Origin of the sequence: Catenulispora yoronensis (assembly GCF_039531695.1) — a bacterium.
GTDB classification, from domain to species: domain Bacteria; phylum Actinomycetota; class Actinomycetes; order Streptomycetales; family Catenulisporaceae; genus Catenulispora; species Catenulispora yoronensis.
On record NZ_BAAAQN010000010.1, the window covers coordinates 38,835 to 52,833 of the forward strand.

11 protein-coding genes are annotated in these 13,999 nt (G+C 72.6%); 7 read left to right on the top strand and 4 right to left on the bottom strand.

Annotated features, from left to right (window positions below; genetic code table 11):
- Positions 1 to 57: 57 nt before the first annotated feature.
- The gene (locus ABD481_RS11135) at positions 58 to 888 is read right to left on the bottom strand and encodes a helix-turn-helix domain-containing protein (RefSeq protein WP_344665506.1); all 831 of its coding nucleotides are present in this window, start codon (positions 886 to 888) and stop codon (positions 58 to 60) included.
- Between the two features lie 85 nt (positions 889 to 973).
- On the opposite strand from ABD481_RS11135, the gene ABD481_RS11140 reads away from it, so the two are divergent.
- Together ABD481_RS11140 and ABD481_RS11145 are read left to right on the top strand one after the other, a co-directional pair.
- Positions 974 to 1,987, top strand: coding sequence for a zinc-dependent alcohol dehydrogenase family protein (locus tag ABD481_RS11140; protein WP_344665507.1), 1,014 nt, complete (start codon positions 974 to 976; stop codon positions 1,985 to 1,987).
- 145 nt (positions 1,988 to 2,132) lie between these two features.
- Positions 2,133 to 3,056 (top strand): RNA polymerase sigma-70 factor, encoded by a 924-nt coding sequence (locus tag ABD481_RS11145; protein WP_344665508.1) that lies wholly within the window; start codon positions 2,133 to 2,135, stop codon positions 3,054 to 3,056.
- Here ABD481_RS11145 and ABD481_RS11150 read toward each other — a convergent pair whose 3' ends face one another.
- Positions 3,057 to 3,860, bottom strand: coding sequence for an ABC transporter permease (locus ABD481_RS11150; protein WP_344665509.1), 804 nt, complete (start codon positions 3,858 to 3,860; stop codon positions 3,057 to 3,059).
- Complete coding sequence (locus ABD481_RS11155) at positions 3,860 to 4,597, bottom strand: ABC transporter ATP-binding protein (RefSeq protein ID WP_344665510.1); 738 nt, start codon at positions 4,595 to 4,597, stop codon at positions 3,860 to 3,862. The genes ABD481_RS11150 and ABD481_RS11155 overlap by 1 nt, the downstream gene beginning before the upstream one ends.
- 133 nt (positions 4,598 to 4,730) lie before the next feature.
- Here ABD481_RS11155 and ABD481_RS11160 point away from each other — a divergent pair, with 133 nt between their 5' ends.
- Together ABD481_RS11160 and ABD481_RS11165 are read left to right on the top strand one after the other, a co-directional pair.
- Positions 4,731 to 6,116, top strand: coding sequence for a sensor histidine kinase (locus ABD481_RS11160; protein WP_344665511.1), 1,386 nt, complete (start codon positions 4,731 to 4,733; stop codon positions 6,114 to 6,116).
- Positions 6,113 to 6,778, top strand: coding sequence for a response regulator (locus ABD481_RS11165; RefSeq protein WP_344665512.1), 666 nt, complete (start codon positions 6,113 to 6,115; stop codon positions 6,776 to 6,778). Before ABD481_RS11160 ends, ABD481_RS11165 begins: the two co-directional genes overlap by 4 nt.
- On the opposite strand, the gene ABD481_RS11170 is transcribed toward ABD481_RS11165, so the two are convergent.
- Positions 6,741 to 7,760 (bottom strand): RNA ligase family protein, encoded by a 1,020-nt coding sequence (locus ABD481_RS11170; protein ID WP_344665513.1) that lies wholly within the window; start codon positions 7,758 to 7,760, stop codon positions 6,741 to 6,743. The genes ABD481_RS11165 and ABD481_RS11170 overlap by 38 nt on opposite strands.
- A gap of 121 nt (positions 7,761 to 7,881) precedes the next feature.
- On the opposite strand from ABD481_RS11170, the gene ABD481_RS11175 reads away from it, so the two are divergent.
- The 3 genes from ABD481_RS11175 (at position 7,882) to ABD481_RS11185 (ending at position 13,999) form a co-directional block, all read left to right on the top strand.
- Positions 7,882 to 9,792 (top strand): DUF7507 domain-containing protein, encoded by a 1,911-nt coding sequence (locus ABD481_RS11175; protein WP_344665514.1) that lies wholly within the window; start codon positions 7,882 to 7,884, stop codon positions 9,790 to 9,792.
- Positions 9,793 to 10,165: 373 nt separating this feature from the next.
- Positions 10,166 to 12,184 (top strand): S53 family peptidase, encoded by a 2,019-nt coding sequence (locus ABD481_RS11180; protein ID WP_344665515.1) that lies wholly within the window; start codon positions 10,166 to 10,168, stop codon positions 12,182 to 12,184.
- Positions 12,185 to 12,385: 201 nt separating this feature from the next.
- Complete coding sequence (locus ABD481_RS11185) at positions 12,386 to 13,999, top strand: hypothetical protein (RefSeq protein WP_344665516.1); 1,614 nt, start codon at positions 12,386 to 12,388, stop codon at positions 13,997 to 13,999.

Sequence of the window (13,999 nt, forward strand, 5' to 3'; positions counted from 1 at the left end):
CCGGCGTCCGGCGTGAGGCGGCGCACTGTGTGAACCGGCGTCCGGCGTGAGGCGGCGCTAGCCGCCCAGCGCGAGCAGCGGAGCCGCACCGGCGGCGGCGGCGCGCCGATCCCGTTCGGCGAGCACCGCCGTGGTCGCGGCGTCGGCCGGGAGGAACGACTCCAGCATCACCTCGGCGATGGTGACGTCCACGGCGGTGGCGAACGACGTCAGCGCCGTCATCAGCCGCAGCTCCCCGTCGGGCGACGCCAGGCGCAGCGGCACCGCGAAGCCGAGCGGCTCCTCGTCGGCCGGCGGCGCGGGAACGTAGCCGGCCAGCTCCGCGACCAGCGCGCCGAGGCCCGGGCTGGGGCTCCGCAGCGCCATCGCGTGCAGGTTGTCCATGACGTGCCGCCCCCACTGCCCGAGGTTGGCGACCCGCGGCGCCATCCCCGCCGGGTGCAGCATCACGCGCAGCAGGTTCACCGGCGGCTTCAGCAACGCCGGATCGCAGCCTTCGAGGAACACCGTCAGCGCGCGGTTGGCGATGAGCACGCGTCCCGGGTGCTGGATCGCGAGCGCCGGATACGGCAGGTGCCCCGCGATCACCTGGGCCAGCGCCTCCCGGACCGGCGTGAGGGCCGGGGCCTGGAAGCTGTGCTCCTCGTAGGCGGGCGCGAACCCGGCGGAGTGAAGCAGCGCGTTGCGCTCCCGCAGCGTCAGCCGCAGCGAGTCGGCCAGCCGCAGCACGATCGCCCGCCCGGGCTTGGACCGGCCCTGCTCCATGAAGCTGAGATGGCGCTGCGTGGTCCCGGCCTGGTTCGCCAATTCGAGCTGGCTCACCCTCCGCAGCGCGCGCCAGCGCCGCAGTTCGGTGCCGAACGCCGGCGGGGTCCTGGCGATGTCCACAGCCGAAGTCTTCGGCACAGGGCGGCCGCTGGTCCATTCCCTTCAGGGAATTGGTTTGTCGCACGGGCTTGAGCAGCCTGGCTCCATGCGTACTTACCGCCTCGCCGCCCCCGGATCCGAGAAGCCGATCGAACCCGGCACCGAGGAGCGTCCGGTCCCCGGCCCCGCGCAGCTCCTGGTCCGGACCCGGGCCGCCGCGCTCAACCGCCGCGATCTGATGATCACCACGGGCCGGTACCCGCTGCCGTCCCGGCCCGGGGTGGTGCCGCTGAGCGACGGTGCCGGGGAGGTCGTCGAGGCCGGGGCGGACGTCACCCGCTTCCGCGCGGGCGACCGCGTCACCGCGTCCTACTGGCCGCGCTGGATCAGCGGGCAGCTGCGGCCCGACCTGCTCGACCAGCTCGGCTGCACCGTCGACGGCTGGCTGGCCGAGTACGTGCTGCTCGACGAGGCCGCGGCGGTCGCCGTCCCCGGGCATCTGACGTGGGCCGAGGCGGCGGCGCTGCCGTGCGCCGGCGTGACCGCCTGGAACGCCCTCACCCGCTCCGGCCTGCTCACCGCCGGACAGACCGTGCTGACGCTGGGCACTGGCGACGTCTCGCTGTTCGCCGTCCAGCTGGCCAAGCTGATGGGCTGCCGGGTGATCACCACGACCTCCAGCGCCGCCAAGGCCGACCGGCTGAAGGCGCTCGGCGCCGACGAGGTCGTCGACTACGTCGCGAACCCCGACTGGTCCGGCGAGGTCCGCCGGCTCACCGGGGGCGCCGGCGCCGACCTGGTGGTCGAGACCCAGGGCCCGGCCACCATCGGCCAGTCGCTGCGGGCCGCCGCCACCTACGCGCAGATCTGTCTGCTCTGGGTGGTCTCGGCCCGGCCGGAGACCCTCGTGATCACCGAGGACGACCTCAGCGGCTCGCTGGCCACCATCCGCCGCGAGTTCGTCGGCAGCCGGACGGACCTGGAGGCCCTGTGCCGGGCCGTGGAGGCGGGCGGACTGCGGCCGGTCGTGGACCGCGCGTTCGCCTTCGACGACGCCGCCGAGGCCTACGCCTCCTTCCGTGACGACGCCGGCTTCGGGAAGGTGGTCATCGAGCTCTAGCGGCGCGGGCCGCCGGGTCACGAACAGCCGCTGTGTCACCAAGGGCACCATGTCACGATCGGCGGCCCTGCCTCGTCCCGTGTCGGGAAGACACGATTCGATGGAACGGCACCGTCCGGCGGCACCGCTCCCAGGAGGCACCGATATGACCCGCGAGCAGGAGTTCGAGGAACTGCGGCCGCTGCTGTTCTCCATCGCGTACCGGATCCTGGGCAGCGTCGTCGAGGCGGAGGACGCGGTGCAGGAGACCTGGATCCGCTGGCAGGTGGCCGGCACCGAGCCGGCCTCGACCAAGTCGTTCCTGTCCGCGGTGGTCACCCGGATCTCGATCGACGTCCTGCGCTCGGCGCGGGTGCGGCGCGAGGAGTACGTCGGACCGTGGATCCCCGAGCCGCTGCTCGCCGATCCCTATGAGGACCCGGAGCGGGCCGCGGAGCTGGCCGACTCGGTGTCGATGGCCGCGTTGCTGCTGCTGGAGCGGCTCAGCCCGCTGGAGCGGGCCGTGTTCGTGCTGCGCGAGGTGTTCGGCTTCGGGTTCGCCGAGGTGGCCGTGGCCGTCGGCCGGTCGGAGGCGGCCTGCCGGCAGCTCGCGCACCGGGCGCGGCAGCACATGGAGGCCGGCCGGACCCGGTTCGAGGCCGACCGCAAGGAGCGGGAGGAGCTCGCCGGCCGGTTCTTCGACGCCTTCCGCGAGGGCGACGTCGACGGGCTGCGCGAGCTGCTCGCCGCCGACGTCGTCATGGTCGGCGACGCCGGCGGCAAGGCGCCGCTGCTCGGCAGCAACTTCATCGGCGTGGACGCGGTCGGCACCGTGGTGGCCGAGCTGATGCGCTACTTCGGCCGCGCCGGCGTGACCTTCGAGGCCCACGACCTGAACGGCCAGCCCGGCGCCATCTTCCACGACGGCCAGGGCCGGGTCCTCAGCACCTTGACGCTGGACGTGCTGGACGGCCGGATCCAGACCATCCGGGGCGTCGTGAACCCGGACAAGCTGGGCCACCTCGGTCCGGTCGCGGACGCCGTCGCGCTGCACCGGGCCGCGATGCGGGAGCCGCCCGGCCAGGAGTGATCACACGTCGCGCCGGCGGATCGCGAGCAGGGCGAGCACCAGCGCCGTCAGCGGCCACAGCAGGAACACCAGCCAGCTTCCGTTGTTCGTCGGGTTCGCGAACCCGGCGGGCGGCGGCGGCAGCATCATGCCCGGCGGCGGCATCATGTGGGCCTGGGACGGCAGCACGAGCTGCTGCCACGCCGCGAACGGCGTCGCGTTGTGGAGGTCGTTGACCCAGGCGCGCTTCTCCGAGGTCACGAAGGTCGGCAGCAGCACCAGCAGCAGGCTGACGCCGACGATCGAGGTGGCGGTGTGCCGGACCACCACGCCGACCCCCAGCCCGACCAGGGCGCTGAGCGGAAAGAGCAGCACCGAGGCGGAGATCGCGCGCTGGAAGTCCGGACTGGCCAGCAGCCCGGACGGGAACCGGGTCTGCCCGGCCAGGATCATCGTGGCGACGAAGGACGCGACATACGTCACCAGGCCCGCCGCGGCCGTCACGGCCGCGACGACGATCGCCTTCGCGGCGATCACCTCCGTCCGCGCGGGCACGGCGGCGAAGGTGGTCCGGATCAGGCCGCTTCCGTACTCGCTGACCACCGTCATGGCGCCGATGCAGCCGAATATATAGAGGACGACGATGTGGGCGTTGTTGGTGAATACGCCACCGCCGCCATGCAGTCGGCCTCCCCGCCGCGCACTGTTGTCGGCGACCACCGCGTTCACATTGCAGTAGAGAACTCCGAGCGCGCCGAGAGCCAGCCCGGCGACAAAGGACCGCAGAGAGCGGATCTTGATCCACTCCGCGCGCAGCAAAGCCATCACTTCGCACCTCCGGCGCGGTAGTCGAGACGGTCGGCGGTCAGCTTCATGAACACGTCCTCCAACGACGCGGACGACGCCCCGCCGCGGGCCGCGAACTCCGCCACGCTCTCGTCGGCGAGCAGCATGCCGCGGCCGATGACGACGAGCCGGTCGGCCAGCTGCGCCATCTCGCTCATGAGGTGGCTGGAGACGAACACCGTCCGGCCCTCGTCGGCCAGCCGGCGGAACAGGCCGCGGACCCACGCGATCCCCGCCACGTCGAGCCCATTGAACGGCTCGTCGAAGATCAGCACCGGCGGATCGCCGAGCAGCGCGGCGGCGACGCCGAGCCGCTGCTTCATCCCGAGCGAGAACCCGCCGATGCGTCGGCGCGCGACGTTCTCCAACCCCACTTCCGCCAGCACCTCGGCCACGCGCCCGCGCGGCAGGCCGTTGCTCCAGGCCAGCGCCGCGAGATGGTCCCGGGCGCTGCGGCCGCCGTGCACACCGGTCGCGTCGAGCAGCGCCCCGACCCGGCGCAGCCCTCGGCGGTGCTCGCCGAACACCTGCCCGGCGACCGTCACCCGGCCGTGGTCCGGCCGGTTCAGGCCGAGGATCAGGCGCAGCGTGGTCGACTTCCCCGAGCCGTTCGGCCCGAGGAACCCGGTGACGTGGCCGGGGCGGACCGCGAACGTGAGGTGGTCGACGGCGGTGGTGCGGCCGTAGTGCTTGGTCAGTTCCTGGGCTTCGATCACCCTTCGAGGCTGGCGCCGCCCGGCCCCGGCCGGCGTCGGAGCCCGGAAGGCAATCCGGACCGGCCCGGTCTGCCATGGTCGTACACCCGGCGGCCGATGCCCAGAAGCCGCCCGCGCGGTTAGCATCGGGCTCATGGCCGGGGATCCGCGGTTCGTGCAGCTGAGGCGGGTGCCGCCCGGGGTGTGGGCGGCGTCGGCGTGGGCGGTGACCACCGTGTACGCGCTGTGGACCGCGCAGGCGGCCCTCTATGTGCCCCCGAGGCCGCCGGTGCCGCTGTGGGTCGAACCTGCCGGCCAGCCGGGCTACCGCGTGGTCCTGCTGGACGCCCATCCCTACGTCTACGCGGGCGCGGCCGTCCTGGTCCTGATCGGCAGCGCCCTGCTGGGCCGGATGCCCAGGACGGCGCTGGGGCTGCTGCTCGTCGGGTCGGCGACCAGCTCGATCGTGCTGCACACGGCGATGGTGATGATCCTCGAATTCTTCCCGGCCAACATCGCCCTCTGGAGCCTCGCCGACCGGGAGCTGCGGCGGAGGTCGCTCACCGCCCTGGCCATGGCGGCGGTTGTGTGGACGGCCTACATGGTGCTGCTCCGCATGCTGACCGACTCCGGCACCCTCGGGCCCCCGCCCGCCGCCGGGGTGCGCCAGGACTTCTCCGCCATGGACGCCGTGATCGTGCTGTCCGGCCTGGTGTTCTGGCTGGCCGGGGTGTCCGGGCGGCAGGCCCGGGCGCACAACCTCAGCGCCGCCGCCGAATCCGCCGCCGCCGAGCGGCTGCGACTCTCCCGCGACCTGCACGACAGCGTCGCCCACGACATCGGCATCATCGCGGTGCTGGCCGGGGCCGCCGTCCGGGTCCTGGACACCCGGCCCGAGGCCGCGCGCGAAGCGCTGGCCGGCATCGAGACCACCAGCCGGGACACCCTGACCGGGCTGCAACAGATGCTGCGGACTTTGCGGAACGCCGACGTGCGCGCCGATCCCGGAGTGCTGGACGTCGAGCGCCTCGCGGCGCGCGCCACCGGCGCGGGGGTGCGTGTGGAGCTGAGCTGGAGCGGAGAGCGCAGAACGCTGCCGCCGGAGATCGACCGCTCCGTCTACCGGATCATCCAGGAGGCGGTGACGAACGTGGTCCGGCACTCCGGGACCACCGCCTGCCGGGTCGCCGTCGGCTTCGAGCCGGACGCGGTGGCGATCGAGATCACCGATGACGGTTGCGGCGTGGCGCCGGGCTTGGTGCCCGGTATGGCGCCGGGCGTGGGGTCCGGCGTGGGGTCCGGCGTGGCGCCCGGTACGGCGGCCGACGCGGGCCCCAGCGGCGCCGACCCGGACGCGGCCACCGCCGGCACCCTCGTCGGCACCGGTTTCGGGGCCGACTGCGGCACCGGGCAGCTCGGATCCCGCGGCGGCTTCGGCCTGCTCGGCATGCGCGAACGGGTCACCATGCTCAGCGGCCAGTTCAGCGCCGGGCCGCGCCCCGAGGGCGGGTTCCGCGTCGCGGCCCGGCTGCCGGCATGAGCATCAAGGTGCTGCTGGTCGACGACCAGCCGTTGATGCTGGTCGGCCTGCGCATGGTCATCGGCGAGACCCCGGACCTGGAGGTGGCCGGGACCGCCGCCGACGGCCGCGAGGCCGTGCGGCTGGCCCGGGAGCTGCGGCCGGACGTCGTCCTGATGGACATCCGCATGCCCGGCATGGACGGGATCGCGGCCACCGGCGTGGTCGCGTACGGACCCGACGCGCCGAGGGTCGCCGTGCTGACGACCTTCGACGACGACGAATACGTCTACGCCGCGCTGAAGGCCGGGGCGAGCGGATTCCTGGTGAAGAACATGGCCCTGGACGACATCCTCGCCGCGATCCGTGTGATCGCGGCCGGCGACGCGCTGCTGGCGCCCGGCGTCACCCGCCGGGTGATCGAACGGTTCACGGCCCGGCCCGCACCCTCGGCGGCGGTCGCGGTCGCCGCCCGGCGGCTGGCGCCCATCACCGGACGGGAACGCGAGGTCCTGGTACTGATCGGCCGCGGGCTGACCAACGCCGAGATCGCCGAGCGGCTCGCCATCACCGGCACCACGGTCAAGACCTACGTCACCCGGCTGCTGGCCAAGCTCGACGCCCGGGACCGGGTGCAGCTGGTGATCATCGCCTACGAGACGGGGCTGGTCGCCGTGTCCTGAGCCGGTCCTCGGCGTCGAACGCGGCCAGAGCCCGCGCCGCCGGCAGCAGCGCCGCGGCCAGGCGGCTCGCCTGCGTCCGGTCCAGGCCGCCCAGACTCTCGGAGACCTCCTCGGCCGCGTCCTGCGCGATCTCCACAGCCACCGCCCCGGCACCGGCACCCGACCCCACCTTGCTCACGGCCGCCGCCGCCCGGGCCGGCGTCAACAACGCCGCGGCCTGCACCACCAGCCACGCCGGCACCCCGGCCGCCCCCTCCGTGGGCGGCAGATACGGCCGCGCCCCGGCGAACCGCTCATCCTCGGCGAACGCCTGCTGCTTCACTTTGAGCAGCGGCCGCGCGCCGTCGCCTTCCTCCCACGCCGCGGCCGGCTTCAGCACATACCCCTCGGCGAGGTTGTCCTCGATCTCGGGCAGCCCGAACAACGCCGGCACCCGGCTCGGGAACGCGGCCGGCAGTTCCCGCAGCCGGGTCAGCGGGCCGCGGGCCAGGGGCGGGACGACGGCCGACCTGGCCACGTCGGCGGCGGCGCGCAGCTCCCGCTCCGCGACCCACCAGTGCCGATCGCCGATCACCAGGCGCGCGTCGAACAGCAGCCAGAACAGGTCGGGCGCGTACCAGACACCGGTCTGCACCGGTCGGGCGAGCTCCTCCGCCACGACATCGGGGTGGGGATAGCAGCCGCCGGCCAGCTCGCCGTAGAGCGTGACTTCGGCCTCCCCGCCCGCCGCCTCCCGCAGCACGGCCGCACACCGCGCCGCCGCCACCGCCAGCGCCGGCCAGATCCGGCTGACGCCGAAGAACGCGTCCAGATCGTCCTCGTCCAGCAGCTCGCGCCGTTTGGCGGGGCGCGTGCCGGAGCTGTCGCAGAGCACCGCGAAGTGCGCGCCGTGGACCTTCTCCATGGCGACCCATTCCCCGGTCCCGGGGGTGTCGCCGTTCCCCTTCGACGCCATCTTGGGGTAGGGGCGCAATGCGGACATGGCCCGGATCCTCGCCGACCGGACCGTCACCGGCAACCGAGAAAACGGATACCAGCGTACGGCGACATGCCCACCTCAATAGCCACCATAACTGACAAAATGCCGTATACGGTAGTAGACCGTGAAGGTGTTGACATCCCGCCGCCGAGGACCGCTGACCGCCGCCGCCGGGTTCACCGGAGTCCTGTGCCTGATGCCGGCGTTCGCCGCGGCCGCGCCGTTGCCGGCCCAGATCGGCAACTCCGGCGGGACGGTCCTGGTGACGGAGTCCTTCACCGGGGCGACCGCCGACTCCCGGTTCCACAGCTACGGGCCCGCCTGCCTGACCGGGGCCCCGCTCGGCGGCGGCACCAGCGGCGCCCCGCTCGGCGGCTGCGCCACCGCGGGCGAGGGCCCGGTGCCGCCGCCGGCCGGCGCCCCGTACGGCTACCTGCGCCTGACCGACGCCTCCCGCGACCAGAGCGCGGCGGTGCTGTTCAACCAACCGTTGCCGGCCGCCGAGGGCGTGAAGGTCACCTTCGACCAGTGGCAGTACGGCGGGACCCCGGACACCCCGGCGTCGAGCCCCGCCGACGGCATCTCGTTCTTCCTCGTCGACGGCGCCGCGCAGCTCACCCGGCCCGGGGCGTTCGGCGGCAGCCTCGGGTACGCGCAGAAGCTTCCTGATGACGTGCCGAGCAACCCCTTCGTTCCCGGCGTGGAGCACGGTTACCTCGGCGTGGGCCTGGACGCGCTCGGCAACTACTTCGGCGACTGGGAGCGGCGCGGCTACACCTGCCCGGCGGGGCACCGTTCGCCGTCCGGCACCGCGTTCTACATCCCCGCGCCCGGCCACAACATGGTGACGGTCCGCGGCCCCGGCGAAGGCACCAACGGGTACTGCTTCCTGACCGCGACCGCCGACCACTTCGGCACCGCCGGGCCGTGGCTCAGCACCCTCCCCGGCCGGCTGCACGGCCCGACCACGGCGGCCGACCTGCCGGCCGGCACCACCCCGGCGCAGGCCGAGACCGTGCTGAAGGCGTCCCAGCGCACGTTCACGGTAGAGGTGACGCCCGCGCCGAACCCGCAGGTGGAGGTGTTCGCGGACTTCCACGACGGCGCGGGCGCGCGCCAGGTGCTGTCCGCGCCGGCGCCGCAGCCGGTGCCGGCCACCTACAAGTTCGGCTTCGCCTCCTCCACCGGCCTGTTCACCGATGTGCACCTGATCCGCACCACCACGGTGTCGACGATCAATCAGCTTCCCGCGCTGGACCTGGTCAAACAGATCGACGAGGCGCACGAACTGCCCGCCGAGCTCACGGCCGGGGCCAAGGTGCCCTACCAGTTCGTGGTCACCAACACCGGCGGCGGCTCGGTGAACAGCCTGCGGGTCGCGGACTCGCGCGTGTCCCATGTCATGTGTCCGGTGGAAACCCTGCACGCCGGGCAGACCGTGGTCTGCACCGGCGTCTACACGGTCACCGCCGCCGACGTCGAGCGCGGCTACACCGCGAACACCGCCGTCGCGCACGGCTCCGACTCCTCCGGCAGCGCCATCGAGTCGCCCGAGGCCGACCACACGCTGCCGCTGGGCGGCAAGGTCGCTCTGGAGTTGGAGAAGCAGGTCGACGATTCGCACTTTTACACGGTCGGGAAGGAAGTCGCTTACAGCTATGTGGTGAGGAACCGGGGCACCCGGCCGGCCGACCGCCTGGAAATCGCCGACGACCGCGTCACCGGTGTCACCTGCGAGGCCACCGTGCTGGCGGCCCGGGACCTGCCCGGCGACAGCGCCGTCTGCACTGGCCGCTACAAGGTGACCTCGGCCGATGCCGAGGCCGGGCACGTCACCAACGTCGCGGTGGCGGTGGGCGACGGCGGGGCGGTGCGCTCCGCTCCGGCGCACGCCCGGATCCGGATCCGCCGGCAGCTGCCGGCGACCGGGGCCGAGCTGCTCGGGCCCGGCGCGGCCGCCGCGGCGCTGGTGACCGGTGGCGCGCTGCTGGTACGGACCACCCGGCGCCGCCGGTCCGGTACCGCAGGACGTTGACGCCGCCGTTCGTTGCTCGCGCCCGGGGCCGGGATCGTCGGCCGACGATCCCGGCCCCGGGCATAGGAAAGCCCTCATTGACGCGAACCGGACGCCGTGCCGGAGGCCCCGGGACCGGTCCGGAGGCGGTTTCCCAGGACTCTGTCCGAACCGCTGGTGAACGCGTGGTGTAGGAGTGATCACTCCGGGTATTCACTTCGTAAAATTCTGATCAACTCGGCGGCACTCGACCAAACTCCCGTACTTTCCACCCTTGTTTTCGCCTTGCGGCGTCTATAGAAATGACCGACGCGGGCTCGTATCCCTTGCCCGGCACTCGTCCATTTTCGGGCAATGGATAACTTTCGTCCCTCTTTTCGGGAAGGGAACACCTATGACTGAAGCCGTACCCCGGCACCGCAAGCGAATAGCGACCGCCACCACCCTTACGGCCGTCGCCGCGTTCGTGTCCGCGGGCGTAGCGCTCGCCGCCCCTTCGAACGCCGACAGCGGGAGCACCACCCTGACCGGGACCACCCCGGGCTACGCGACCCCCTCGGCCGACCTCGGCCAGGCCGCCGCCGCCGCGCAGGTGACCGTCCGGGTCTACCTGGCCGGCCAGGACGCCGCGGGCCTGGACGCCTACGCCCAGAGCGTCTCGGACCCGAACAGCGCCAACTACAAGCACTTCCTGAGCACCACCGAGTTCCGCAACCGGTTCGGTGCCACTCAGGCGCAGGTCGACGCCGTCACCAAGTGGCTGAACGGCGCGGGCCTGAAGGTCACCAACGTCGCCCAGCACTGGGTCGACGTGACCGGCACGGTCGACGCCGCGCAGAAGGCGTTCGGGACCAAGCTGCACAACTTCGCGACGCCGGACGGCGCGCTGCGCAGCAACAGCACCGACGTGAAGATCCCGGCGGGCGTCTCCGCCGCGGTCCTGGGCGTCGCGGGCCTGGCCCAGAGCAAGCAGCACGCGGTGACGAACCACCAGAAGAACGACACCTCCGCGCGCGGCCCGGTCCAGAACAACGACCCGTCGTGCTCGGACTACTACGGCCAGAAGAAGGCCCCGGCCACCGCCCCGGCCGTGCCCGCGGGTTACACCACCCCGGCCACGCTGGCGCAGTGCTCGATGGTGCCCTCCGAGCTGCGGGACGCCTACGGGGTCTCGAAGACCGGCCTGACCGGCAAGGGCGCCCGGATCGCCATCGTGAACTGGTACGGCTCCTCCACCATGGAGGCCGACGCCAACCAGTACGCGGTCAACCACGGCGACAAGCCGTTCGCCGCGGGGCAGTACTCCGAGGTGAGCGACCCGTCGCAGTGGACCAACAAGGACCTGTGCGGCTTCGGCGACTTCGGTGAGGAGTCGCTCGACGTCGAGATGGCGCACGCCTTCGCGCCGGACGCCAAGGTGATCACCGTCGCGGCGAACTCCTGCTTCGACTCCGACCTGGTGGCCGCCGAGGCCAACATCGTCGACAACCACCTGGCCGACATCGTGTCGAACAGCTGGGGCGAGATCATGTACTCGACCCTCGGCGACATCGACCCGGCCTCGATGGCCGCGTACGACCAGATCTTCAAGCAGGGCGCGGTCGAGGGCATCGCCTTCGACTTCTCCAGCGGCGACTGCATGAACCAGGACACCCTGTCGACGCAGACCGGCCTGAACTGCGACTCGACCGCCTCGCGCGCGCAGGTCCAGTGGCCGACCAGCTCCGCCTGGGTGACCTCGGTCGGCGGCACCGCGCTGGGCCTGGACAAGCACGGCTACAGCTTCGAGGCGCCGATGGCGGACACCCGCAGCGGCCGTACCGCGCCGGGCGCGGCGTCCTGGACCCCGGAGGGCAGCACCTTCGGCGCCGGCGGCGGCGTGAGCGAGACCATCGCGCAGCCCTGGTACCAGACGTGGACCGTCCCCCGCAGCCTGTCCACCACCCTGATGGACGGCACCAAGACCAAGCAGCCCAAGCGCACGGTCCCGGACATCTCGCTGAACGGCGACCTGTACTTCAGCAGCACCCTGGTCGGCTCCACCGACGCGGCCACGGGCGTCTACTCCGAGGGCGGCTTCGGCGGCACCTCGGTCTCGGCCCCGTCCTGGGCGGGCATCCTGGCCGACGCGCAGCAGGCCCAGTGGGGCATCCCGGTCGGCTTCGCCAACCCGGCGATCTACGCCCGGTCCTGGCTCACCAACGACGTGGTCCAGAACCCGCGCCAGATCGCCACGTCGCCGACCCACTCGGTGATCTTCGAGTACCCGGCGACCAGCCCGGTGGCGGGCCTGTTCCGCCTGGTCTCGTACGGCGCGGACGAGGGCCTGCCCGCGTCCCGCGGCTACGACCTGGCCACCGGCGTCGGTTCGCCGACGGCGAGCTTCATCCGGTCGTTCGGGTTCGGCCACTGAGCCGTGCGCTGACGCGGTAGGACAACGGGCCGGCCGTCGCATCCCCCGGGGTGCGGCGGCCGGCCTTTTCGCGGGCCGCCGCACTGATCGCTTGCGCCCGCCGCCGCCCGGGTGCATCATCGGCTTGTCCATCGTCCCCGATGACCACCGACGAAGTATGCTGATGAAAGGATCGGAGGCCGCCGACACCGCCGTGACCCGATGACGGGAACGGAGCCGGTGCGGACGGCGATTCTCCCCGACACCCGAGCCCGGGCGGCCCTGACGGCCCGCCGGCACGGTGTCCCCCCGACCATGATCGCGGCGGTCGCCGAGCGGCGCGCGATCGGTGACTGGCGCGGCGCCTGCGCGGCGGCCGACGTCGATGTGTATGTGAATCCTGATACGGTCCGGCGCCGGTACGGTGCCGAGACCGCCGAACGGCTGCTCGGGTCGTTGCGGGGACTCGCTCCGGACTTGCTGCGGTGGCATCTGCCGCGGCAGGGCCATGGGGCCGGGGAGCTGCTGGCCGAGGTGTTGACGCCGTTGGCCGACCTGGGCGCGGCCGGCGCCGATGGCGGTGGGCTGTTGCTCGCCGCGCTGACCCCGCGGATCGCGCTCGACGCGGGGCAGCGGATCGTGCTGACCGTGCTGGAGGCCGGGACGCGGCGGCGCGCACTGCTGCGTTCATGGCCGAAGGCGGACGGCGATCCGGTGAAGCAGGCGCTGCTCGCCGGTGTGCGGACTCGGCAGGCGGAACGGTACGACCTGGTGCGGAACCCGGAGTTCTGGAACGCGTCGCAGGCTGTTGATCTGGCGGCGATGCGGGACGGAACGGCCGAGGCGCGGGAGCTCGCCCGGCTTCAGGACGCGGGCGAATTCGAGGCGGCTTGGCAGCTTGCGGGATTCTCGCTCAGCCATGACGCGGGGCTCCCGAGCCGGATGCGCTGGCTGGCGGCGCTCCCGGTGCGGTTGTCGGGGCTGGCGGAGCGGGTGCGCGCGGCGCTGCCGGAGGCCGACACGGCGGTGCTTCGATCGGGTACTGGCGCGGTGATCTTGTCCGGCTTGGCTCATGATGGCGGTGCGCCGCACGCGCACGCCGTCTCCCATCACGAAGCGCGCGGGCTTCCGACCATCGCCAATGCTGTCTGGGCGCGCTCAGTCGACGTCGATCTTCTGCGGCACGGGTTTCTCGGTGTCCAGGACCTGCATCCGCTGGTGGCTTCGGCGTTGGCGACGGATCTGATGCCTCTGAGTTCGCCGGAGGCAGAAGCTGAGGCTGGGTCAGAGGCCGCCGGGTGGCTGTACCAAGCGGTTCCCTTCATCGCAGAGCCCTGTTCCGATGCGGCTGTCCCCACCCTGTGGATTCAGTGCGGCGCCGCCCGGCATCGCGTGGCCTACGTCGACGGCACGTGGCAGCCGATCGACCATGTCGCTGGTGCCGCCCACGCCGCGCGCGAGTCGCTTCTGCACCGGCTGGGCGGCCCGGCGAATCCCTGTATGCAGGCCACGCTCTACCTGTCCTCCGGCCGCCACGTCATCGACCTCGCCGAGTCGCTTCTGCACCACGGCCGGGCTGCGGAGGTCGTGCGTGTCGTCACTGCGCATGCCGGTGCCCAGGCGGCCCTTGACGAGCTTGACCTTCCGGCCGGCGGCACCGTCGGCGAGGCGCTCGCGACGCTGCACGAGAACACCCTTCAGCTCCGCATGCTCCTTGCCGGCGCCACGCGTCAGCGCGAGACCCCGAGCTACCGGAGTCTGCCCACGCCCATGACCAACCCCAGCCGACGGCCCTCCCGAAAGGGGGTATCGTCCCGAACCCACAGGTGGACCTGA